Consider the following 24,994-nt stretch of genomic DNA (forward strand, 5'->3'; position numbering starts at 1 on the left):
TTGAATCTATCAAATCAACAATTATTGGACATAGCTTCTAAGATTGCGAAGAAGGTTGGTAAAAAATTAGCCAAACAAGCAAACGGAAAGGTAAGAACCAAATCGATAGATAAACATGATATCAAGTTGATAGAAGATGAAGAGTCAGAAAACCTCATTGTAAATTACCTTCGGAAAAAAACTGAGATCCCTATTTTGGGGGAAGAAAATCACCAAGAAACTGAATTTCTGAATGGCAAGGTTTGGATTGTTGATCCCATTGATGGGACTGTGAATTTTTCTCGAGGAATTCCGATCTCTTCTGTTTCAATTGCTTTATGGGAGAATGGACAACCACTGCTTGGAATTGTTTATGATTTTAATCATGATATTTTATATTCAGGTATCATCGGTGTTGGTGCATTTCGGAATGGAAAAAGAATAGCGGTGAGTCAGAATCAAAAAAAATCTGATTCTATTTTATTCACTGGTAAACCCATTTTGGCTCAATTGGATGATTCGGTTATCAAACAATGGTTTGGTTATTTTGAAGAATTTCGTAAAGTAAGAATGATTGGTTCTGCTTCTCTGTCTTTGTGTTTTGTGGCTTCTGGAAATGGGGACGTGTATGCAGAAGACCATATTCAACTTTGGGATTTTGCTGCTGGTATTGCTCTCGTCCAAGCAGCTGGTGGTAAGATTACGTATGAAAAATCCAACAAAAATAAATTTTCATACATTGTAAAAGCCACAAACGGACAAATTAAATTTTAAACTAGGTATCCTCGGAATGTATAAGCTAAATTTAAATTCAGAAAACATCAAAAGATTAGATCATTTTAAAAATAGTGATTACTTTTTATCAACGAATTCCCAATCCAAAAGTTCTTATTGGAAGGAGCATTCCAAATTGCTGAAGTCAGAAGTAACGAAGGACCAAATGGTGGTTTCAGGTGATTCTGGTTTTTACATTCCTCCTGAAAAACAGCCGATCCTAGGATTTTTTTCTAAAATCACAAAGATTCTAAAGTCTCCAACAAAATTGTTACAGAGAGTAAAGACTCGTTATTTTACATTGCCTAAATTATTTCAGTATAAAACGGCATTTGATTTGGTATTAAATCATGCTGTGGTCACTGATCCTGATTTGTCACCTTACCGTATCAATCATTTGTTATGGAAGAAGGATAGGGATCTATTTTTAAGTTCGGATTCTGTCAAATCTGATTTTGAAAGTTGGTCAAAACGTAAAATTTCAGAACACATCTATTTACATTATTATTATTTTAATATCCTTAAGTCTTACTTAAAAGGTAAAAAAGTAAAAACGGTTTTGGAAATTGGAGCGGGGAATGGCAATCTAACTTCGATTCTATTTAAAAACTTTCCTGGTATTTCTTTAATCCTAGTTGATTTACCAGAAATGATACCTGTTTCCTTTAGTTATTTATCTTCTGTATTTCCAGATGCCAAAATCATCCTTCCGAATGAAATAACTAGAAATAATCCAAAAGACTTTGACATTCTTTTGTTAACAACGGATCAAATCAAATTGATCCAAGATAGTTCAGTTGATTTAGTGATCAATTGTCATTCCTTTCAAGAAATGCCAAATGCACAAATAACGAATTATTTCAAATTGATTGAACGAGTGATTAAGAAAGGAGGACATTTTTTCACTGCAAATCGTATCGAAAAAATTCCAGTTAGTGACATCGCTTTTACAACAGAACAAAATGATCTACCTAATCGATTCCATCTTTATCCTTGGAACAAAAAAGCAAAAGTATTGGTTAATGAGGTTTCGAGATTTTCCAGACTTGTGCAATTAGATGGAATTGGAATCCGATTGGAAATCACAAAACCTTAATATGATTGGAAAAATAAATAAAATTGTAAGAAAGTATTCCATTGTAGAATTAATTTCTTATGCACTTTATAGTGTATACCTGATCTGTTTACAATGGATTGGCACTTTTTTCTTTCGATTGAAAGTTATATTTTGGAATATCCAAATTGGCACAAACAGTAAGGTAACAGGGAAGTTCCTCTTTTTTAAATACCCTGGTAGTAAAATTAACATCGGTAACAACTTTACATCCATTTCCCTTTCTTCCAGAGCGATGGCTACATCCATTTTTTCACCTACTTGTATCAAAACATTATCTGATTCATCAAAGATATTGATTGGGAATGGAGTTGGCTTGAATGGTACTTCCATTACGGCAAGGTCCAAGACCATCAAAATCGGTGATCATGTAATGATTGCTGCTAATGTGACAATCATGGATTCCGATTTCCATGTTGTATTCCCGCCAGAAGGACGTTTAACAAATCCAGGATATGAATTTGATGCTGGTATTGAAATTGGGGAAAATGTATGGATTGGAACAAGATGCACCATTTTAAAAGGTGTTCGTATTGGAAAAAACTCGGTGATCGCTGCGGGTAGTATTGTTTCAAAATCGATTCCTGAGAATGTTGTGGCTGGCGGAATTCCTGCAAAGGTAATTCGTAATCTCGAAACAACAAAAAAAGGTTCAAAACGGAAATGAAAGAAAGCGAAATACGTCCTAAAGAATTATTAAAAACCTATCTTGATTTAGTTGCTAAAGATGCAAAAAAGTTAGATAAAAATAAATTTGAAAGGATTCCTTGTCCTGGTTGTGGTAGTAACGTTACAAATTTGCATCTAACAAAAGCAGAATACCAGTACGATAAATGTAAAACTTGCGGGACAGTATTCTGTAATCCAAGGCCCACCAATGGTATGTTAGATGAATTTTACAGCATAGGTGAATCTTCAAAATATTGGTCCGAATCTTTTTTTCCTGCAGTTGCTGAAAAACGGAGAGAAGTTTTATTCAGACCAAAGGCAAAAAAAATCTCAGATTTTTTATCGAACAAAGGTTTTTCACCTAACTTAATCTGTGATGTAGGTTCTGGTTATGGAATCTTTTTAGAGGAGTTAAAACAGTTTTATCCAAATGCAAGTTTGTTTGGAATTGAACCTTCAGAGAGTATGGCCCGTATTTCTGAAGAGAGGGGAATCACAACTCTTGTGGCTATGGCAGAACATTCGAATGAGTGGTCAGGGAAATTTGACTTAGTAATTTCTTCTGAAGTGATTGAACATGTTTACTCTCCTATGGATTTTTTAAGTTCGGTTCGTAATTTAGCTAAACCTGGTGGTTATGTTCTGTTAACAGGACTTGGGTATGAAGGATTTGATATTCTAACGTTACAGGAAAAATCAAATAGTATATTCCCACCTCACCATATCAATTTTATGAGTGTGAAAGGATTTGAAGAGTTATTTGGAAGACTCGGTTTTTCGGATATTGAAGTTATCACTCCAGGTGAGTTAGATGTTGATATTGTCATCTCAAATGAACCGAATTTCGAGTTTACCAATGTTTTGAAAATGAGAGGGGAATCTGCTATCAAGGAATTCCAGGAATTTTTGAAAAAGTATAAATTAAGTTCCCATGTCTGGGTTTTTGCAAGAGTATAATGAATGAAAAGAATTTTTGTTTCTACATATCCATTTGGCCAGTACAATGAAGAACCGATCTCAATCCTTCGGAAAGAAGGTTGGGAAGTTGTTTTAAATCCAACCAAGAGGAAGTTAACTTCGGAAGAAGTAGCAGAATATGCAAAAGATGTAGATGCTATTATTGCAGGTACAGAAGATTTAACTCCCTTGATTCAAAAAAATCCAGGTTTAAAAATCATATCCAGAGTCGGAATTGGATTGGATTCCGTACCTTTACAATTGTGTAGAGATAAAAACATAACAGTGGCATACACTCCAGATGCAGTGACCATGGCTGTTGTGGAGTTAACTATTGGACTTATGGTAAGTCTTACAAGGAAAGTCCATTTGGCTAACTTTGAATTAAGGAGAGGTGGTTGGTCTAGGTTCACTGGAAAACGTCTTGGTGAATCTGTCATTGGGCTCATTGGTTTAGGAAGGGTGGGAAGTAATGTTCTAAGGATTCTGAAAGAATTTAGGCCAAAGGAAATTTTGGTTAATGATCTAAAAAATAAATCAAAAGAAATCCAAGAAATCATGCAAGATACGGGATTAAAAGTAAGACAAGTAGACAAAGAAGAAATTTATAAAAATGCCGATATCATCTCTCTCCATGTTCCTTTAACCAATCTGACACGGAATATGATTGGAAAAACAGAATTCGGTTTAATGAACGAATCTACATTTGTCATCAATACAGCAAGAGGTGGAATTGTTAATGAGTCTGATTTGTTTCATGCTGTTAAATCGGAACAAATCGCAGGTGCTGCGATCGACGTATTTGAAAAAGAACCATACAAAGGGAATTTGATTGAATTAGAAAATATTATATTAACGGAACATATGGGTTCTTGTTCATTTGATTGTCGTTATCTGATGGAATTTGGTGCTGCTTCCGAAGTGGTTCGATTCTTTAAAGGAGAACCTCTTTTAAATCCTGTCCCAGACGAAGAACTTGAAAACCAAAGAAAAATCTAGAACAAATCAAATTCTGATTTGGACTGAGAGTTCTAATCCACCGAAATTTGATGGTCTCGTATTTTTATGGAATTTATACCAAAAAAGTACAAAAGAGATTATCTCTGTACCCTATGAATTAGAAGTAAATGCATTTTTTTTTAGAGAGAGGTATTTAAACTTAATCGATAAAGTTAGTAACATTCAGATCCACAAGAAAGATATAGATTCCTACTTTCGTATTGATGATACTTTTAGTTTATGGTGGATGAATTTAAGTTTTGAAAAAAATTACGGGAAATCAGATTTATTTAGCAACTCGATTAAACTAGTTGTATTAGAATATTATCTAGAGGAAATTGAATGTTCCTTAGTAAAGCTTTCCCAACCAGCAACAAAGGAATTGGTTAAGTATCTAACTCTAAGATTTAAAAAAGTTTCATTTTTAAATCTAACTTACATCGATTACAACAACAGGTTTAAACATATCCTTGGTCTAAGAAAGATCAAATCTATTCTACCTTATTTTGTATTGGGACTTATTTCTATTTTCCGTTATGTGAAATTTTGTGGAGGAATCAACTTCCGTTCCAATCATAGCCAGGATCTTGCAGAAAAACTTTATATCTATGATTATTTTTTCCATCTCTTGACAGAAGAAAATGAGAGTGAATTTAAATCAGCATATTGGGGCACACTTCCCAATTTAATCAATCGAAATCAAATAGAAGTGACTTATTCGCATATCTATGTTCCGAGTAAAACTTACCCAACAATCAAGGTTGCAAAAAAGAAGATAGATGAGTTCAATCAAAGCATCGATTCCAAAGTTAAACATAAGCTTGTGGAGCAAATAACAATCTCCGTCTTATGGCAAGTTATATACCATTACATCAAATTTAGTTTAATTTATCTTTTTTGTGTTTCCTTTCGATTCAAACCTTTGTTAGATAAGAAGGAATTGCGACCTAGTTTGTATTTATGGAATGAATTAAAAGATTCCATGTTGGGTTCGATCGCAGTTCAGAATTTATTCACGTATTTTACGATTAAAAGCCGAGTAGAAACTGCCACAAAAAATGCTATTTTAGTATACTTATTGGAAAACCAAAATTGGGAAAAGGTATTGGTTTATCATTGGAAAAAAGTCATTAGCAAAAAAATATATGCAGTCACACATGCTACCGTTCGATTTTGGGACCTTCGTTATTCCTTTCGAATGAATTTATCTGGATTCAGACAGAACGAGTGTAAACCAGAGAAGATTGTTTACAATGGTCCACTTTCAAAAAAAGGGCTATTGGATTTTGGTTATAAAGAAGAAGATTTGGTTCCTGGTGAAGCACTACGGTTTTTGGGATTAGAAACACTTCGCAAAAACAAGATTCAATCCAAACAAAATCCAATCTTTTTGGTTTTTACTGATTATTTATTTTCAGTGAGCAAATTTCAGTTGGAACTTTTGGAATCATTGCATTTACCATACAGAGTAATCGTAAAACCTCATCCTGCTTGCCCCATAGATAAATACAATTTTCCAAATTTAAATTTTGAAATCACGATGGAACATTCTGAAACTTTATTAAAAACTGCATCCATTGTGTTTACTAGTAATGTTACTTCAGCAGCTCTTGAGGCATATTACCTTGGACTTCCTGTAATTTCGGCACGAGATCCAAAAGAAGTTAATTTGAGTCCTCTGTTTGGTGTAAAGGATGTACATTTTGTTTCCTCAAAAGAGGAACTTAAAAAATCAATCGAAACGATAGAAAAAGATGGGATTCGATCCAAACGAAATCCTGTTTTTTTTACAAATTCCAATTTGGAAAAATGGAAAAAAATCTTAAATGTATCAATTGTATTATTTTATTTTGGAAATATGATTTAGGAAATAGTTTTAAGAAATGAGTTTAGATTCTTACTTTAAAAATAAAAAAGTTTTGGTGACTGGACATACTGGATTTAAGGGTTCTTGGTTAATCACTTGGTTAAAGTTAATGGGAGCCGAAGTTTCTGGGATAAGTTTAGATCCTTTATCGTCTCCTTCGCATTTTGAAGTAGGAAATATGAAAAAGTCGATTCGGGATTTACGAATCGATATCCGGGATAGTGTTTCCATTGAGAAAGCTATACTCGAAATCAAACCTGATTTTGTTTTTCATTTAGCAGCACAGGCACTTGTTCGAAAATCCTATCTCAATCCATTGGAAACTTGGGAAACAAATGTTATGGGTACCCTGAATGTATTAGAAGCATTGAGGAAATATGATTCACCTTGTTCGTGTGTGATCATTACAAGTGACAAATGTTATGACAATGTGGAATGGATTTGGGGATATAGAGAGAATGATGTACTAGGTGGACCAGATCCTTATAGTGCTTCGAAAGGTGCTGCGGAACTTGCAATTAAATCACATATAAAATCTTTTTTTCCTAAACACTCAAGTCAGGTACGCATAGTATCGGCAAGAGCTGGGAATGTGATTGGTGGAGGGGATTGGTCAGAGGATAGGATCATACCTGACTGCGTAAAAGCTTGGTCCAGCAATCAATCTGTAGATTTAAGAAATCCAAATGCAACTCGGCCTTGGCAACATGTATTAGAACCACTAAGTGGGTATCTAACATTAGCTGTTAAGTTAGTGGAGAATCCAGATTTACATGGAGAACCTTTTAATTTTGGTCCTCTTGCCAATCAAAACCATAGTGTATTAGAACTTGTGGAGAAGATGTCTGAATATTGGGATTTGGTTAAATGGCGAGATATATCCAAGGAAAAAACAGGTCCCTATGAGTCAGGATTACTCAAACTAAACTGTGACAAAGCATTAGCTCTATTGAAGTGGACCGCAGTATTGGGATTTGAAGAAACAGTAAAACTTACTTCGGAATGGTACAAATCGTATTATAGTCATCCAAATGATATTTTACAGACAACTTTGGATCAAATCAAACACTACCAATCATTTGCAAAGAATAAAGGATTGGAATGGGCATCGTGAGTCTTTCTGCTATTAAAGTCACACAAATAAGAGAGATCCCGACTCCAGGTGGGAATGTACTTCACGCTTTAAAAGGCAGTGAAGATTCTTTTCAAGGTTTTGGGGAAGCTTATTTTTCATGGATTGAATCTGGTTATATCAAAGCTTGGAAAAAACATAACAAAATGGTGATGAATTTAATTGTACCAGTGGGGAATGTTAAATTCGTTTTCTTTGATTCTGAACATAATTTATTTTCAGAATTCATAATCGGAGAATCCAATTATTCTAGGATCACTGTACCAAGTGGATTGTGGTTTGGATTTCAGGGAATGAACTCTCCCAAAAACTTGATCTTGAATATTTCCAGTATTCTGCATGATCCGAATGAAGCCGACAGATTAGAACTATCAATGATAAAGTATGATTGGGGAGTGGTATGAAAGTAATCATTTTAGCAGGTGGATTTGGAACAAGGTTATCAGAATATACTGATGTAATTCCTAAACCCATGGTTCCAATTGGTGGAAAACCGATTTTATGGCATATTATGAATCATTATGCAAAATTTAATCATAAAGATTTTTATCTGGCACTTGGATACAAAGCAGAAGTTGTAAAAGATTATTTTTTGAACTATCGATCCTTAAATTCTGATTTTACGATCGATCTATCATCTGGTAATATCAACCCCCATCAACATGATACTGTCGATTGGAAAGTTACTTTGGTGAATACTGGTGATCTATCGATGACCGGTGGGCGTGTCAAACGTATGCAAAAATTTATTGGGAATGAAACTTGTATGTTAACATATGGAGATGGAGTTTCCAATATAGATTTAGACAAACTATTAAGTTTCCATAAAAGTCATGGTAAAATGATTACTGTGTCTGCCGTACGGCCTTCTGCACGTTTTGGTGAATTAGAAATGGAAGGTTCCCTCGTGAAAAGTTTCCAAGAAAAACCACAGTTGCACCAAGGATGGATCAATGGAGGGTTTTTTATATTTGAACCTTCTTTTTTTGATTTTATCGAAGGTGATGCAACCTTGTTAGAGCGTGAGCCATTGGAGCGTGCCACAAAGGCAGGGCAACTTATGGCATATCATCATGAAGGATTTTGGCATTGTATGGATACAAAAAGAGATCATGAATTATTGGAATCTCTCTGGGCAAAAGGAGCCCCTTGGGTAATATAGATTGAGAAAAGTTTTAATCACAGGCGGATTTGGATTCTTAGGTGGTAGAATTGCAGATCATCTTGGCAATCAAGGATTTGAGGTTTCTTTGGGTTCAAGGACAAGTAAGTTAGTTCCCAGCGGTTTCAACAATTGTAAATCTGTTATCACAAATTGGGATGATACCAATGAACTAAGAGATGTTTGTTCTGATCAAGATGTGATCATCCATACAGCGGGGATGAGTGCAGAAGATTGTGCAAAAGATCCGATAGCTTCTTTTGAGTTTAATTGTATTGGTACTATGAAGTTACTAAAAGCATGTAAATCCAATGAACGAAAAAAATTTATTTATTTGTCAACCGCTCATGTTTATGGAAGCCCATTGGTTGGTAAACTATCTGAAGATTCAATACCTAGAAATAATCATCCTTATGCCACTTCTCATTTGGCAGGCGAATTTGGTGTCAATTATGCGAACGCAAAAGGTGATACAGAAGGGTACAATCTTAGATTGTCCAATGGATTTGGGGCTCCCATCTTGGAATATGTGAACTGTTGGAAGTTATTTGTTAATGATCTTTGTAAACAAGCCATTACGAAAAGGGAACTTACAATCCATACGAATGAAGAACAACAAAGAGATTTTATTCCTATAAGAAATATTACAAAAACAATTGAAATGATCATCAATCAAAAAAATCCGCTGAATCATAATACATTCAATCTTGGTTCTGGTAGTAGTTTCACTTTATTTGAAATGGCAAAAATAATCCAATCGAGAACCAATCATTTGTTTCATTTTAGTCCTGCGATTATAACAAATCCAAACGTAAAAAACTCTAATGGAAATTTTTTAGAGTACAATGTTGATCGTCTTAAATCTTTCCATCTCTTAGACAATGTAAATTTAGAAGGCGAATTAGATTCACTATTACTGTATTGTCAGAATCATTTTGGTAAATCTACAATCTAAATGGAATCAAAAGATCCACTCGTTTCTGTCATCATTCCAACCTACAATAATGGTCATTTAATTGGTTATGCTATTGATTCCATCATCGGCCAAACTTATAGGAATTGGGAAATCATAGTCGTTGATAATACATCCACTGATCATACTTTAGAATTATTAGAGGGGTATGCAAATAAGGTCAATTTACGGTATTTCACAATCCAAAATGAGGGTGTCATTGCGAAATCTAGAAATTATGGGATCAAACAGGTTACAGGTGAGTTCATTGCATTTTTAGATTCGGATGATTGGTGGGAACCTCAAAAATTGAAGGAATCTATTTCCGCTTTGAATACGGGAATGGATCTTGTTTACCACGATTTGTGGGAAACAAAGTCCCATACGATGAGAAGGATCAAGAGGAAAGTCAAAACGAGGGACTTAAAAACTCCTATTTTCACGGATTTACTTCTGAACGGAAATGGGATCATCAATTCGAGCGTAGTTGTAAGAAAAGCCATCGTTGAAAAAATTGGATTAATCTCAGAAAAAAAATCAGATATTGCCTGGGAAGATTTTGAATATTGGTTACGGATTTCTACTATCACAGAAAAATTTATCAGAATCAAAGATTGTTTAGGTTACTATTGGGTAGGTGGTGGCAATGTCAGCAATCCAAACAAAACTCTGACGATTTTGAAAGAAATTCATTTACGTTTTCAGTCTCAATTCATTGATTTTGGAAAACGTAATTTGTATCCAAGTTGGATATACTATGGAATTTTAACCGCTCAAATTGAGACCAAACAGATTCGGACTGAAGACATTCAAGTTATGTGGTCAAAACTGAATCTGAAACACAAACTATTCATACTGATTAAGATACTTTTCAATGCTCTTAAAATTAATTGATTCTAATACAAGGAGTTGGGTTTGAAAACACAACAAAATTATCAAGTTTGCACTAATTGTGCTATGGATACTACTGATCCTAATATCACGTTTGATTCAAACGGAGTTTGTAATCATTGTTTGAATTTTTATAAGAATATCAAACCCGAATGGGATAATAAATTAAACAACTCTCAATTATTAAACAAAATGATTGAGGACATCAAAAAAGCTGGTAAGGGAAAAGATTACGATTGTATTCTTGGTATCAGTGGAGGAGTTGATAGCTCTTATCTAGCATACTTGGCTAAAGAAAAGTTTGGATTAAGACCACTTTTGTTCCATGTCGATGCTGGTTGGAATTCACAAGAAGCTGTAAATAATATAGAAAGAATTGTGGATGGTCTAAAGTTAGATTTAATAACCGAAGTTGTTAATTGGGAAGAAATGAAAGATTTACAACTTTCGTTCTTTAAAGCGGGTGTTCCTCATTTGGATACTCCACAAGACCATGTATTTTTTGCCTCCCTATATAACTACTGTGCAAAACATGGATTTAAGTACATTCTAAACGGTGGAAACTATTCTACAGAATGTATCCGTGAACCTCTGGACTGGCATTACCATGCATCGGATTTAAGGCAGTTAAAAGACATTCATAAAAAGTTTGGAACAAGGAAATTAAAAACATTTCCATTAGCAGGAATTTTTAAGTATAAACTTTATTATCGATTTTTCAAAGGACTTAAAGTAGTCCAACCTTTAAATTACATTCCATATACCAAAGAAGGTGCAATACAAGAATTAGAAACAAAATTCAAATGGCAAAGGTATAGCCACAAACATTATGAATCCAGATTCACAAAGTTTTATGAAGGGTATTGGTTGCCCAAAAAGTTTGGTTATGATAAACGTAAGGCTCATTATTCCAGTTTGATTTTAACAGGCCAAAAAAGCAGAGAGGATGCATTAAAAGAAATTGCAAAACCACCTTTTGATGATGACACAGCTAAAAAAGATTTTGAATACATTGCATCAAAACTGGATATCTCGGTAGAAGAGTTAAGAGGTTACGAAACATCAGAAAATAAATCCTATCGTGATTATAAATCAGCAAGTGACATTATCGCTTTCGCTACAAAAATCCTTCAAAAGTTAGGAATCGAAAAACGGGTGATTCAATAAATGATAGGCATTTTAAATTACGGAGTTGGTAATATAAAAGCATTTTCAAATATTTTAAAAAGTCTCGGATTTGATTTTAAGGTGATTGAAAGTGGAGAAGAAATTTTAAGCGTAGATAGGCTGATTTTACCTGGTGTTGGTTCTTTTGATAGTGTGATGGAAAAATTGGAACATGCCAATGTGATGGATGAACTCTCTAGTTTTGCATTGAAAGAAAAACGTCCGATTTTAGGTGTTTGTGTCGGTATGCAAATATTAGCCGATTCAAGTGAAGAAGGTCAAAAAAGAGGATTAGGTTGGATCAAAGGAAAAGTGAAAAAGTTTAACTTTTTAAATTTAGAGACAAAACCAATGATTCCTCAAATAGGATGGAACGAAGTTTTGATCAAAAAACAAAACTGTAATTTACTCAAGAACCTTGATACGAATCCACATTTCTATTTTTTACACTCTTACTATTTTGAATGTGAAAACCAAGCGAATGTAATAGCAGCAACTGACTATGGATTTGAATTTTGTAGTGCTGTGAATCATGAGAATATATACGGGACCCAGTTCCATCCTGAAAAAAGCCATCATAATGGCATTCAGTTACTTAAAAATTTTGCGACTTTATAATTTATGTTAAAACCAAGAATCATACCTACATTGCTCCTACAAGATGGTGGATTAGTTAAAACAACTAAATTTGATCACCCTCGTTATATAGGTGATCCTATTAATGCAGTCAAAATTTTTAATGAAAAAGAAGCAGACGAATTGGTATTAATCGATATCGATGCGAGTCGACTAGGAAAAGAACCAGACTATCGATTGATTGAACGTATTGCAAATGAATGCAGAATGCCACTCAGTGTTGGTGGCGGTATAAAATCATTAGAACAAGCAAATAAGATTTTAGGATTCGGTGTTGAAAAGGTAATTGTGAGTTCTCTCTTAATTGAAAACCCAGAAAAAATTACCGAAATGGTAAATTACTTAGGAAGTCAAAGTGTAGTAGTTTGTTTAGATGTAAAGAAAACTACATTTACCAAAAAGTATGAGTTCTGTATTCATAATGGTCGAACCAAAACTGGAAAATATTTAGATGAAGTCATTGAAATGGCAACTTCCCTGGGAGCGGGTGAAATTCTCATCAACTCCATCGATTTAGATGGTATGATGACTGGTTATGATTTGGATTTAATTGATAATGTTAAAAAGAAGTTAACAGTTCCGATTACGGCTCTCGGTGGTGCAGGGAGCATAGAGGATTTAAAATCAGTCATATCGAAGTTTGGTGTTATTGGGGTTGCAGCAGGAAGTTTATTTATCTATAAAGGGAAACTGAAAGCTGTTCTTATCAATTATCCGAATCGGGAATTAAAAACGAATCTGTATCAATAGTTTACTGATCAATAGGTTATATATGAATGAGAATTTAAAAGATTTGGCAAAGACCATTGTGAATTCCTTAGAAAAAAACAAGGATACACTTAAGAAACAATTTATGGAATCAAGTTTAGAAGTAGGAGTTAGGTATTGTTATTTAGACCAACTCCTACCTGAAAAAACTGCTTATGAAATATTCGAATCATTCCCTAAAAAAGAAGAAATGAGAAAAATGTCAAGTTTTAGGGAAGAAAAGTATACTTCAAAAAACTTTGATCAATTTAATCCTATTTTAGCAGATATTACATTTGCCATCCAAGATCCAAAAGTGATTTCGATAGTAGAAGAAATTACAGGAATTAAAAATCAAATTCCTGATTCTACTTTATATGCGGGTGGATTGAGTTTGATGGAAAAGGACAATTTTTTAAATCCACATATCGATAATTCTCACGAACAAACTAGGATGTATTATCGAACACTCAATTTGTTATACTATGTGACTCCAGATTGGAAGTTAGATTATGGTGGAAACCTTGAGCTTTGGGATAAAAAAGTTAACAAAAATGTAACCATTGTTAGTAAGTTTAATCGTTTGGTGATTATGGAAACAAATCCTTGGTCCTGGCATTCCGTAAGCCCAGTCGTTGTAGAAAAACAAAGGGTTTGTGTATCGAATTATTATTTCTCTGCTGATTCTCCTATAGGGGAGCCTTATTTTAATGTTACAAGTTTTAATGGTCGGCCAAATCAAAAAATAAGAAGGATGTATTCCTATTTTGATGGTAAACTAAGAAATTTTATACGTTATCTTTTTCCCAAGGGAATTGGGAAAGTTGATGTATATCATGGAAAAAAACAATAGAGCCAAAATGAAAATTCTATTTATAGCTCCATTGCCACCTCCAATAAATGGTCATTCATTAGTATGCCAGGTGTTATACGATGGATTAAAATCTCAAAATTCAATGGCAATTGTTGATTTGAAAAAACAAGGGCTAAAGGATGGAAAGATTTCGATGAATCGACTATCTGAAATTTTTCGAGTTTTTGTAGAAACATGGAAGAAGAAAAAAAACGCAGATGTTGTGTATCTAACAATTTCAGAATCTTTAGCCGGAAATTTGAAGGATTTGTTACTTTACATCATCTGTTATTCATTACTACCTAAGTTTTACATCCATTTACATGGCGGAAGTATTAAGAAATTATTATTTGATCATTTTTCTTTGTTATATGCTATCAACCGGTTTTTTATCCAAAAAATGGGAGGTGTGATTATTTCTGGAAAATCTCATTTAGAGATTTTTGAGGGATATGTAAAGTCTGAAAGAATTCATACAATCCCGAATTTTGCTCCTAGTTATATGTTTATTTCTGATTCAGAATTTGAGCGAAAATTTAAGGATTTTCCTGAAAAAATAAACATTCTTTTCCTTAGTAATATGATTCCACAAAAAGGTTATCTTTTACTGTTGGAAGCATTTCAGAAATTAGAAAAAGAGATTAAAGTTAAATTCATACTCAATTTTGCAGGTAGATTTGATTCAAAAGAGGAAGCTGATTTTTTTCAGCATTCAATCAAAGGTGAAACAACAATACAATACCATGGTGTAGTGAGCGATGACAAAAAAAAGGAACTATTTCAGTCAGCTCATATATTTATTTTGCCAACCATGTTTTTTGAAGGCCAGCCTGTTTCCATTTTAGAAGGTTATGCTTCTGGATGTGTTGTATTGACAACTGGTCAAAGTGGTATATTAGATGTATTTGAAAATAACACCAATGGTTTTGAAATGATACCTGGATCCATTGATTCAATTGTAGAGAATTTACTATTTATTAAAGAAAGTCAGAATTTTGATAAACTAAAGCAGATAGCAAAGTTCAATTTAGAAAAAGCAAAAAATGTATATAAAGAAGAAATATACATTAAAAAAATTAAGAACGTTTTGGGTGTTAATTAGAATTTTTAATATGGTATTAAAATGAAAAAGATATTAGTTACTGGTGCAGATGGTTTTATCGGTTCTCACTTAACGGAAACATTGGTGAGAAATGGTTATGAAGTAAAAGCATTTGTGTATTATAATTCATTTAATTCATGGGGTTGGTTAGACCACTGCGATAAGGAAGTTGCTGGAAAATTTGAAGTTTTTTCAGGTGATGTTCGTGATCCTAACGGAGTTCGTACGGCTATGAAAGGAATGGATGGAGTGTTGCATTTAGCAGCTTTGATTGGAATTCCGTTTTCTTATCATTCTCCGGATACTTATATTGATACGAATATTAAAGGTACTTTGAATGTTTTGCAAGCAGCCCGTGATTTAAATATTCAAAAAATCATTCATACTTCCACTAGTGAAGTATATGGCACGGCACAATTTGTTCCAATAACAGAGGAACATCCAGTGAAGGGACAGTCACCTTATTCCGCTTCGAAAATCGGTGCTGACCAATTAGCGTATTCATTTTTTGCATCCTTTAAGCAACCAGTGATTGTCGTGAGGCCATTTAATACGTATGGTCCTAGACAATCAGCTCGTGCCATCATTCCAACGATTATCACTCAATTACTAGCAGGCAAAAAAAAGATTAAGTTAGGTTCTTTGCATCCAACTCGCGACTTTAATTATGTTGGAGATACAGTGAGGGGATTCATTAAAGCACTGGAGTCCAAAGTTGGTTTTGGAGAAGTATTTAATATTGGAAATGGTTTTGAAATTTCAATGGGTGATACTGCAAAAGCAATTGCCGATTTGATTGGTGTAGACGTGGAAATTGAAGGTGATGAAGTCAGATTCAGGCCAGAAAAGAGTGAAGTAGAACGTTTGTGGGCATCCAATCAAAAAGCAAAAGAGATTTTAAATTGGGAACCAGAATATAAAGGCCTCCCAGGTTTTAAATCAGGATTAGAAAAAACAATCAATTGGTTTAAGGATGAAAACAATTTAAAAAGTTATAAGGCGGACATTTATAATGTCTAAACGCGCAGTGATTTTAGCGGGTGGAAAGGGAACGAGACTTCGCCCTTATACTACTGTTTTGCCAAAACCCTTGATGCCAATTGGAGAATATCCAATTTTGGAAGTCATTGTGCGGCAACTGGCATATTTTGGATTTAACCACATCACGATTGCAGTTAATCACCAAGCTCATTTAATAGAAGCTTTTTTCCAAGATGGGAAAAAATGGAATGTCAAAATTGATTATTCCTTAGAAGATCAGCCACTCGGAACGATGGGTCCGTTAAAATTGATTCATGATCTACCAGAAAATTTTTTGGTGATGAATGGAGATGTGCTAACAGATATCAATTATTCAAATTTTTTCGAAAGTCATATTTCTTCTGGTTCCATCTTTACTATTTCTTCGATGCATCGAGAACAACTCATTGACTTTGGTGTTTTGGATACCAATGAGAAAAATTTATTAATTGGTTTTCGTGAAAAACCACGACAAGTTTTCCAAGTAAGTATGGGTGTTTATTTATTAAGTCGTAAGGCATTATCTTATGTACCAGATCATACTGTGTTTGGTTTTGATAATTTGATGTTAAAACTTTTGGAAGTAAAAGAGAATGTATCAGTTTTACCTCATAAAGGGTATTGGTTAGATATTGGAAGGCCAGACGATTATGAAAGGGCAATTGACGAATTTGAACTTTTAAAACATAACTTTTTACATGAATAAAATTCTGATTACTGGGTCGACTGGCTTTATTGGAAAAACTTTGGTCGATTATTTAAAATCAAATGGATTTGAGATTTTAGAATTTCCACGGGAAAAAGGTGATATCACCCAAAAAGAGATTTGGAAATCGATAGCGAAAGTAAACTATGTAGTCCATTTAGCTGCTAGAAATTTTGTTCCTGATAGTTGGAAAGAAAGTTCTGATTTTTTGGAATCAAATGTAATTGGAACGAGCAGAATGCTCGAATATGCAAAAGAACATGATTCGAAAGTTATATTTGTGAGCGCATACCTTTATGGAAAACCTGAAATTCTGCCTATCAAGGAAGCCCATCCACTCCTTCCCAACAACCCCTATGCCTTGTCTAAAGTTTTATCTGAGGAAGTCTGTCGATTTCATTCGCAGTATTTTGATCAGGATATCACAATATTAAGGTTATTTAATGTTTATGGACCAGGCCAACGTTCTAGTTTTTTAATACCAACCATTGTGAATCAATGTTTAAAAAATGACAAAATCGAAGTTTTGGATTTGGAACCTAGACGAGATTATATTTACATTGAAGATGTATTAAATGCAATTTTATTGAGTATCAAGAATGTGAATAAGTTTCAATTGTACAATATAGGCTCTGGAACTTCATTTTCTGTTTCTGAAATCATAGACCGAATTCAGAAGATCTGTAATACAAAATTGCCTGTTATTTCGTCTCAGGTTGTACGTAAGAATGAAATTATGGATGTTATTGCTGATATCAGTTTGGCTAAGAAGGAACTAAATTGGGTCCCTCAATTTGATTTAGCAAAAGGACTGGAAAAAACAATCGCTACACTTCGGAAGTTTGATTAGGTTTATATGTTACAAATAAGGGAAAAAGAAAGGATTTTGATACTTGGTGTATCAGGCATGTTGGGAAGTGCCTTGTTTAAGATTCTAAGTGAATTAGATTATGAAGTTTTTGGTACTGTCAGATCCTCAAATTCTCTAAATTTTTTCAATGAATCCGAATTAAAGAAAATTATCTCCAATGTAGATGTTCAAAATCAAGATGACTTAGTTTCTTTGTTTGGTGAAGTGAAACCTTCAGTTGTCATCAACTGTGTTGGAGTTATTAAACAAAAGTCATCTGCAAAAGAGCCGTTAGTAGTAATTCCCATTAATTCGTTATTACCTCATAAACTTTCGAATTTAAGTTTTTTGGTAGGAGCTCGGCTGATACTAATTAGTACAGATTGTGTATTTAATGGTGAAGATGGAAATTATCTTGAATCAGACGTAACGAACGCAGTTGATTTATATGGAGTTTCCAAAGCGCTCGGGGAAATTAAGGACCAAGAACATGTTGTAACAATTCGTACATCTATCATTGGACATGAAATTAATTCCAGTAGGTCTTTACTAGATTGGTTTTTGAATTCTAATTCTTCTGTAAAGGGTTACAAACATGCAATTTTTTCTGGTTTGCCAACAAACGAATTAGCAAAAGTCATTGGGAAATTAGTGATTCCTAATCAAAAACTAAAAGGATTGTATCATGTATCTGTTGATCCCATTGCTAAATACAATTTGCTTACACTAGTAAAGGAAATTTATTCAAAGGATATTGATATCATACCTTCTGATGAGGTGAAAATAAATCGTTCACTCAACTCAGATAAGTTTAAGAGTGAAACAGGTTATGTTCCTCCAACTTGGAAAGAGTTAATTAAAAGTTTATATGAATATAAGAACCGTTATTTAAGGAATTAATCAATGTTCAAAGATAAGATTTTACTCATCACGGGCGGAACCGGCTCATTTGGTAACACAGTTTTAAAACGTTTTTTGAATACGTCTGTTAAGGAAATCCGAGTATTTAGCCGTGACGAAAAAAAACAAGAGGATATGCGAATATCTCTTAATAATGATAAGTTGAAATTTTACATTGGCGATGTAAGGGATTATGATAGCATTTCTTCCGCATTAGTAGGTGTCGATTATGTATTTCATGCGGCTGCTTTAAAACAAGTGCCATCTTGTGAATTTTATCCAATGGAAGCATTAAAAACTAATGTTATTGGTACGGAAAATGTTTTAAATGCTGCTATTGCTCGCAATGTAAAACGTGTTGTTGTTTTGAGTACAGATAAGGCAGTATATCCAATTAATGCTATGGGAATTTCGAAGGCCATGGCTGAAAAAGTGATGGTTGCAAAATCTAGACAAGTTCCCGAAGGTGGGACTGTTTTCTGTGCAACCAGATACGGGAATGTAATGGCTTCTAGAGGATCTGTCATTCCATTATTTGTAGAACAATTAAAAAAGGGTGAGTCATTAACAATCACTGATCCAAATATGACTCGATTTTTGATGTCGTTAGAAGATTCGGTGGATTTAGTTTTACATGCTTTTGAACATGCAAACCAGGGTGATATATTCATTCAGAAGGCTCCCGCCTCAACGGTAGGGAATTTAGCGGAAGCATTAAAAGAACTCTTTAAGAAACAAAATACAATAAGAGTGATTGGAACTCGTCATGGTGAAAAACTTTATGAATCATTGGTCTCAAGAGAAGAAATGGCGAAGGCAATTGATATGGGACGTTATTATCGTATCCCTGCTGATAATCGAGATCTAAATTATAAGAAATATTTTGTGGAAGGAGAGGAAAAAGTATCTGAACTTGATGATTATACTTCTCACAATACCCACCGATTAGGAATCTCAGAAATTAAAGAACTTTTATTTAAATTAGATTATATTCGGGAAGAGTTAAATGCTTAAAGTTCTAACATTAATTGGAACACGTCCCGAGTTAATCAAAATGTCTCGGGTGATCTCAGCTATGGATAAGTGCTTTGAACATGTTTTGGTTCACTCTGGACAAAATTACGACTATGAATTGAACCAAGTTTTTTTTGATGATCTCGAAATTAGAAAACCAGATTATTTTCTGAATGTTGCGGAGGATACTGTATCTAAAACGATTGCTTCCATCTTAGTCAAAATTGATGAAGTATTCGAGAAAGAAAAACCTGATGCGCTACTTTTATATGGAGATACTAATACTTGTTTGGCGGTCATTTCCGCAAAACGTAGAAAAATTCCAGTTTTTCATATGGAAGCTGGTAATCGTTGTTTTGATCAAAGAGTACCTGAGGAACTAAATCGTAAGATTGTCGACCACTTAAGTGATATCAATATTGTTTTAACCGAACATGCGAGGAAGTATCTCCTGAGTGAAGGTATTAAACCTGAAACAATTTTCAAATCAGGTTCCCATATGAAGGAGGTTTTAGATTATTATCAGCACAAAATTCAAAATTCGAATATTTTGAATGAATTGAATCTCAAACCTCAAAATTATTTTTTAGTCAGCATCCATCGTGAAGAAAATGTAGACAGTGAGCAAAACTTAAAGGAGATGTTAAAATCTCTAGAAGGAATCGTAAATCATTATAACCTTCCTGTAATTGTATCTACTCATCCTAGAACTAGAAAACGATTGGAATCATTGGGAATTGAATTGAATGAGAAAATTAAATTTCTAAAACCATTTGGATTCTTAGATTATATTTTTTTACAACAAAACTCAAAATGTGTTGTATCGGATTCTGGTACGATCACTGAAGAATCTGCCATTCTCAAATTTCCTGCAATTACAATTAGGAATACGCATGAACGTCCTGAAGGTATGGATGCGGGAGTTTTAATTATGTCTGGACTAAAAACTTCTGATGTTCTCGATTCCATAAAAATTTCTATTATGGGCAATACATCTAGAGCAACAGGCAACGGGACTGTGGATGATTATTTAGCAGAAAATGTATCAATGAAAATTGTGCAATTGGTACAAAGTTATACGGGATATGTAAATCGAGTGGTATGGAAAAAAAATATTTAAATGGAGAATGAGGGAAATCAGAATTTAGCAATTTTAATCGATGATTATTTGCCTAATAGTACAAAAGTTGCATCGAAAATGATGCATGAATTAGCGATTGAGTTACATTCAAAGGGTTATAATATCGATGTTATCACACCAATCATTCACAAAGGGAAAAGTTCATTTGAAAATACGGAAAAACTAGTTATTGATCATATAAATGTTCTTTCTTTTAATTCAGGTGAAATCAAAGAAGCTTCAAAAGTTGTAAGGTTAGTGAATGAATTACTTATGCCATACCGAGCTTTTTTTTCCTTTTTAAAACATTTTTATTCTCGAAAGTATAAGTTTGTGATCACCTATTCACCTTCGATTTTTTGGTATCCATTGGTATATTTTTTTCGATTTCAATTTAAAACAAAATCCTATCTTGTTTTGAGGGATTTTTTCCCACAATGGGTGATCGATAGCGGAATCATTAAGGAAAGTTCATTCATCGCAAAATTTTTACGATGGCACGAAAAAAGAAATTATCTTGCTTTTGATACAATTGGAATTCAATCTCCAAAGAATTTAATATGGTTTCAGGAAAAATACCAAAAGTTAAATTTAAAATCCGAATTATTATACAATTGGGTTACACCTTCCGACACATACCTTGTATCAAAGGACAAATCATTAAATCAGTTTAGAGCTAAGTACAACCTTCAGTCGAAACTCATATTCTTTTATGGTGGCAATATTGGACATGCCCAGGATATGAAGAATTTGCTTAGATTAGCAGAACAAATGTTAGTGGAAGAGGAAGCATTTTTTGTATTTTTAGGGAGTGGGGATGAGGTCACTCTTGTAAAAGAAACAATCCAAAATCGGAAATTAAAAAATACTCTTTATTTAGAGAGTGTATCCCAAGCAGAATATATATATATTTTATCAGAAGTTGATGTTGGATTATTTTCACTGAATCCAGAGCATTCAACTCACAATTTTCCAGGAAAAATTTTATCGTATTGCCAATTAGGTTTGCCAATTTTAGGTGCAGTTAATCCAGGAAATGATATCATTCAAGTAATCGAAGGGAGTGGTTCTGGAAAGATCTCGATTGCAGGTGATTCGGATACCTTACTTCAGAACGCAAAATTGTTTTTGGATGTAACTCTTCGAAAAAATATGTCGAAGAATTCATTAAGACTAATAGAAGATTACTTTTCTACTTCAAAATCTGCGGAAACAATAATCAAGGCATTGAATCAATTGTAAATATGGCTCAAAATACTCCTTTAACACGTAGACATTCTCGTTGGTTTGAACGTATACTCCTGAGTTACCTATTTCAATTTTTATCGGGAGGAATGGTACTTATCATTTCCTCAGCGATTCCTATCTGGGGGATACAATTTTGGAAGGCAAATGATCCCAATTTAATCACATCTTTATCAGCAAGTATCATTTCTTTTTTAATTGCAACTTTTAGTTTAAGGAAACTGTTCCGATTACCAGCATCAGAATCCGTATCTTATATATTTCCTGTAACTATAATATGTTTTGCGATTCCTATTTTATTTATTTTGATTTTCCGTGCTTCTTATTCCTTACAAATATTTGTTATAAGTTTTGTCGTTACTTTACTATGGTGTTTTGCGGGTTTTTTTCTAGGTAGACGGTATCGTTTAATACGTTATGCGATTTTACCATCTTCATCCAGCATTGATTTGGTAAAATCTCATGGTGCACTTTTTTCAATTTTAAAAACTCCTGATTTAGAAGGACAACGTTTCAATGCAATTGTTGCTGATTTTGATAGTCCGATGTTAACACCAGAATGGGAAAAATTTTTAGCACAATGTACACTTGCGAGAATTCCAGTTTATTCAGAGAAAAAAATTAGAGAGTTTGTAACGGGAAGAGTAAAAATCAAACACCTTTCTGAAAATGTTTTTGGTTCTCTTTTACCATCGGAAATTTATGAGTCGATCAAACGTTGGATTGATTTCCTTTCCGCTTTATTCCTCATTCCAATTTTTTTACCATTTTTTATTATCATCGCGATCCTCATTAAATTAGAATCCAAAGGTCCTGCATTATTCATCCAACCGAGAATGGGTTTTCGTGGAAAAGTATTTCCGATGCTTAAATTTAGAAGTATGTATACCAATAAGGAAGGTGGTAGATTTACCAATCCAAATGATGATCCACGGATTACTCGTATCGGTAAAATTATCCGCAAATTTCGCATTGATGAACTGCCTCAATTATTTAACATTTTAATTGGTCAAATGTCGTTTATTGGGCCGAGACCGGAATCCTTTGAATTATCTCAATGGTATGAGAAGGATGTTCCTTTTTTTGCATATCGGCATGTAGTTAGACCCGGTATAAGTGGTTGGGCGCAAGTGGAACAAGGATATGCTGCTGAGGTCGACGGAATGAAGATTAAATTAGAATACGATTTTTACTATATAAAGAACTTTTCCTTTTGGTTGGATTTGCTCATTACCTTTAAAACGATAAAAACGATCTTTACAGGCTTTGGCGCTAGATAGATAAATATGCTAACCAAATTCATTATCTTTTCCATATTTTTAAGTGCTGCATTTTTATTTTTTAAAATGTTTGGTAAAAAAGCAATTTTTAACTTTGTTATTCTAATTTGGTTTTTTTTTTGGTATTTCATAGATTCTCTTAATTTAACAGGCTTTAATCCTTTAAGTGCAAAAGGAAAAAATGTTATAGACTCTTTCTTTTTTAGCTTTATAGCAGGTACGTTATTTGTTTATCCTTTTAGAAGAAAATGGAGTCAATTTAGATTTGGTAAAAAAATTTCTAGGACTGAGTATTTGAAAAATTATCAAATATTGTAAAAATTCTTTTTATTTTTTCTCACCCCAATTTATATTTTTTTCACATCAAGGGCCATATATTTAATGAATACTAGATTTTCATTAAGCCAGTATAGATCAGATGTGTTTGGATTAATCAGTGGCTCATCCACATTATTTTTTAATATATCAAGTTTTTCATTACTATACTTTTATTTTATTTTGCCAGTTTTGTTTTTTGGTGTATTTGTAGGTTTTGGTTATTTGTTACGATTTAAAAAGTTCGGACTGCTTTTAGTTTCGCTCGTGTTGATGGCCTTGGATTCTGTTATGATGGCCGGAAGATTTGGCTTTCACTATATTTTTTTTAGTGGAATTTTATTGTTTGTGTTCAAAGCGAATGTAAATTACTTTAAAGTTAGTTTACGTTTAATGACAGTAATATGTGCTTTTATTTTGGTTGCAACTTATTCTGTTTACTTTATAAGCGAAACACGTTCAATTAATGGTCAGTCAAACATAAAAAATTTATTTGAAAACTTTGTGATCGATTACCATACCGAGTCGTTTCATATTCTAGATTACGAATTGAATCAGCCAGATTCAATTATTCATGACTTCACTTTAGGTTTCTCAACTTTTTCTGGCATAGAACGTTATCTCCTTTTATTACCTAATTTAATAAAGTTAACTTCTAAGATTCCTGAAGTAGATATTATTGGAGGTTTCTTGCATCCTGCCAGAAATCTTGGAATTGACCATTTTGGAAATATTAAATGGTATAATGCTTATGCCTCCAGTTTATTTGTTTTATATCGAGATGGGGCAATTTTTGGTGTAGTCTTAGGAAGTTTCCTGCTAGGTTTTTTTGTCCAAGGTTTGGCATATCGCCTTCCTATGAGTGTCTTTTCATCAACATTGTTATTAACAGGATTTATGTTTATGTCAATATATAGTCTTTTTCAAGCAGCATTTACTGGACCAATGCTTGCTGGGTACATACTTAGTATTTTTACTATTATGAAAATTAAATTAAACAGAAATAATATTTAGATTTACTTTTCGGTAATCATTTTAACTTCTTTGAAAAAGATAATTATCAATTCGTTTTGGTTAGTTTTTGACAAAATTATTAAATTGTCATTTGGTTTGATAATAGGTATCGGTATCGCGAGATATTTTGGGCCTGAAATATTTGGTAAATACAATTTTGCCAATTCGATAGTAGTTTTATTTGGTACCGTTTTACCTCTCGGTACAGAAGCGATTTTGATAAGAGAATTAGTTAAAGATTATAATAAAAATGAGGAACTTTTATCTTTCTCTTTCTATTTACATTTCTTATCTGGTATCGTATTTTTTATAGCATCCATTTTTTTGTTATATGTCTTGAAGTTTGAAGACACCACGACATTTAATATAGGTTTGATATTAGCTTTTTCTTTATTGTTTAGATTTTTATCTGTGCCAAGATATTTTTTTGAATCAAGGACTGAAATTAAATATATTATATATATAGAAAATAGTCTTTTTCTTTTATTTTCTTTAATTCGTATAGGTTTATTGTATTTTAGCTATGATG

The 24,994-nt window shown here is 33.3% G+C and carries 25 protein-coding genes and 1 pseudogene; all 26 read left to right on the plus strand.

The window, feature by feature from the left end; translation table 11 throughout:
- Positions 1 to 753: an inositol monophosphatase family protein gene (locus tag EHQ43_RS18405; RefSeq protein ID WP_135771977.1), complete on the plus strand. Its 753-nt coding sequence runs from the start codon at positions 1 to 3 to the stop codon at positions 751 to 753.
- Between the two features lie 16 nt (positions 754 to 769).
- Positions 770 to 1,849, plus strand: a complete 1,080-nt coding sequence (locus tag EHQ43_RS18410; protein WP_135771978.1) for a putative sugar O-methyltransferase — start codon at positions 770 to 772, stop codon at positions 1,847 to 1,849.
- Between the two features lies 1 nt (position 1,850).
- A complete protein-coding gene (locus EHQ43_RS18415; protein WP_135771979.1) occupies positions 1,851 to 2,534 on the plus strand; it encodes an acyltransferase in 684 nt (227 codons plus the stop codon).
- Complete coding sequence (locus EHQ43_RS18420; protein WP_135754294.1) at positions 2,531 to 3,493, plus strand: class I SAM-dependent methyltransferase; 963 nt, start codon at positions 2,531 to 2,533, stop codon at positions 3,491 to 3,493. The genes EHQ43_RS18415 and EHQ43_RS18420 overlap by 4 nt, the downstream gene beginning before the upstream one ends.
- 3 nt (positions 3,494 to 3,496) lie before the next feature.
- Positions 3,497 to 4,492, plus strand: a complete 996-nt coding sequence (locus EHQ43_RS18425) for a phosphoglycerate dehydrogenase (protein ID WP_135771980.1) — start codon at positions 3,497 to 3,499, stop codon at positions 4,490 to 4,492.
- Positions 4,470 to 6,359, plus strand: coding sequence for a TIGR04326 family surface carbohydrate biosynthesis protein (locus EHQ43_RS18430; protein ID WP_167481827.1), 1,890 nt, complete (start codon positions 4,470 to 4,472; stop codon positions 6,357 to 6,359). Before EHQ43_RS18425 ends, EHQ43_RS18430 begins: the two co-directional genes overlap by 23 nt.
- 16 nt (positions 6,360 to 6,375) lie before the next feature.
- Entirely contained in the window at positions 6,376 to 7,473 is a 1,098-nt protein-coding gene (rfbG, locus tag EHQ43_RS18435; RefSeq protein WP_135771982.1) for a CDP-glucose 4,6-dehydratase, read from the plus strand.
- Positions 7,461 to 7,895: a dTDP-4-dehydrorhamnose 3,5-epimerase gene (locus EHQ43_RS18440; protein WP_244242894.1), complete on the plus strand. Its 435-nt coding sequence runs from the start codon at positions 7,461 to 7,463 to the stop codon at positions 7,893 to 7,895. The genes rfbG and EHQ43_RS18440 overlap by 13 nt, the downstream gene beginning before the upstream one ends.
- The gene (gene rfbF / locus EHQ43_RS18445) at positions 7,892 to 8,653 is read left to right on the plus strand and encodes a glucose-1-phosphate cytidylyltransferase (protein WP_135754290.1); all 762 of its coding nucleotides are present in this window, start codon (positions 7,892 to 7,894) and stop codon (positions 8,651 to 8,653) included. The genes EHQ43_RS18440 and rfbF overlap by 4 nt, the downstream gene beginning before the upstream one ends.
- A gap of 1 nt (position 8,654) precedes the next feature.
- Complete coding sequence (locus EHQ43_RS18450; RefSeq protein WP_135771983.1) at positions 8,655 to 9,608, plus strand: SDR family oxidoreductase; 954 nt, start codon at positions 8,655 to 8,657, stop codon at positions 9,606 to 9,608.
- Positions 9,609 to 10,499, plus strand: coding sequence for a glycosyltransferase family 2 protein (locus EHQ43_RS18455; protein ID WP_135754288.1), 891 nt, complete (start codon positions 9,609 to 9,611; stop codon positions 10,497 to 10,499).
- A 63-nt stretch (positions 10,500 to 10,562) separates the two neighbouring features.
- A complete protein-coding gene (locus tag EHQ43_RS18460) occupies positions 10,563 to 11,663 on the plus strand; it encodes an N-acetyl sugar amidotransferase (protein WP_135754427.1) in 1,101 nt (366 codons plus the stop codon).
- The gene (hisH, locus tag EHQ43_RS18465) at positions 11,664 to 12,281 is read left to right on the plus strand and encodes an imidazole glycerol phosphate synthase subunit HisH (protein ID WP_135754287.1); all 618 of its coding nucleotides are present in this window, start codon (positions 11,664 to 11,666) and stop codon (positions 12,279 to 12,281) included. It abuts the gene before it with no gap.
- A 3-nt stretch (positions 12,282 to 12,284) separates the two neighbouring features.
- Positions 12,285 to 13,049, plus strand: a complete 765-nt coding sequence (locus EHQ43_RS18470) for an AglZ/HisF2 family acetamidino modification protein (protein WP_135771984.1) — start codon at positions 12,285 to 12,287, stop codon at positions 13,047 to 13,049.
- Positions 13,050 to 13,071: 22 nt separating this feature from the next.
- Complete coding sequence (locus tag EHQ43_RS18475) at positions 13,072 to 13,899, plus strand: 2OG-Fe(II) oxygenase (RefSeq protein WP_135771985.1); 828 nt, start codon at positions 13,072 to 13,074, stop codon at positions 13,897 to 13,899.
- A complete protein-coding gene (locus EHQ43_RS18480; protein ID WP_167481828.1) occupies positions 13,883 to 15,001 on the plus strand; it encodes a glycosyltransferase family 4 protein in 1,119 nt (372 codons plus the stop codon). Before EHQ43_RS18475 ends, EHQ43_RS18480 begins: the two co-directional genes overlap by 17 nt.
- 21 nt (positions 15,002 to 15,022) lie before the next feature.
- Positions 15,023 to 16,021 carry an NAD-dependent 4,6-dehydratase LegB gene (locus EHQ43_RS18485; protein WP_135754283.1) on the plus strand — a complete coding sequence of 333 codons (999 nt, stop codon included), beginning with the start codon at positions 15,023 to 15,025 and terminating at the stop codon, positions 16,019 to 16,021.
- On the plus strand, positions 16,014 to 16,727 hold the full coding sequence (locus EHQ43_RS18490) for a sugar phosphate nucleotidyltransferase (RefSeq protein ID WP_135754282.1): 714 nt from the start codon (positions 16,014 to 16,016) through the stop codon (positions 16,725 to 16,727). The genes EHQ43_RS18485 and EHQ43_RS18490 overlap by 8 nt, the downstream gene beginning before the upstream one ends.
- On the plus strand, positions 16,720 to 17,577 hold the full coding sequence (locus tag EHQ43_RS18495; protein WP_135771987.1) for an NAD-dependent epimerase/dehydratase family protein: 858 nt from the start codon (positions 16,720 to 16,722) through the stop codon (positions 17,575 to 17,577). The genes EHQ43_RS18490 and EHQ43_RS18495 overlap by 8 nt, the downstream gene beginning before the upstream one ends.
- A 6-nt stretch (positions 17,578 to 17,583) precedes the next feature.
- On the plus strand, positions 17,584 to 18,477 hold the full coding sequence (locus EHQ43_RS18500; protein ID WP_244242895.1) for a dTDP-4-dehydrorhamnose reductase family protein: 894 nt from the start codon (positions 17,584 to 17,586) through the stop codon (positions 18,475 to 18,477).
- Positions 18,478 to 18,480: 3 nt separating this feature from the next.
- Positions 18,481 to 19,491: a polysaccharide biosynthesis protein gene (locus tag EHQ43_RS18505; RefSeq protein WP_135771988.1), complete on the plus strand. Its 1,011-nt coding sequence runs from the start codon at positions 18,481 to 18,483 to the stop codon at positions 19,489 to 19,491.
- Positions 19,484 to 20,611: a non-hydrolyzing UDP-N-acetylglucosamine 2-epimerase gene (gene wecB / locus EHQ43_RS18510; RefSeq protein WP_135771989.1), complete on the plus strand. Its 1,128-nt coding sequence runs from the start codon at positions 19,484 to 19,486 to the stop codon at positions 20,609 to 20,611. Before EHQ43_RS18505 ends, wecB begins: the two co-directional genes overlap by 8 nt.
- Positions 20,612 to 21,853, plus strand: a complete 1,242-nt coding sequence (locus EHQ43_RS18515) for a glycosyltransferase family 4 protein (protein ID WP_135771990.1) — start codon at positions 20,612 to 20,614, stop codon at positions 21,851 to 21,853.
- Between the two features lie 2 nt (positions 21,854 to 21,855).
- Complete coding sequence (locus EHQ43_RS18520; protein WP_135771991.1) at positions 21,856 to 23,136, plus strand: sugar transferase; 1,281 nt, start codon at positions 21,856 to 21,858, stop codon at positions 23,134 to 23,136.
- Between the two features lie 333 nt (positions 23,137 to 23,469).
- Positions 23,470 to 24,465, plus strand: a pseudogene (locus EHQ43_RS18525) (O-antigen polymerase); the annotation flags it as partial.
- A gap of 30 nt (positions 24,466 to 24,495) precedes the next feature.
- Positions 24,496 to 24,994, plus strand: a 499-nt coding sequence (locus EHQ43_RS18530; RefSeq protein ID WP_167481830.1) for an oligosaccharide flippase family protein, incomplete at its 3' end; no start/stop codon positions are given.

It is taken from the genome of Leptospira bouyouniensis, from assembly GCF_004769525.1.
Lineage (GTDB): Bacteria > Spirochaetota > Leptospiria > Leptospirales > Leptospiraceae > Leptospira_A > Leptospira_A bouyouniensis.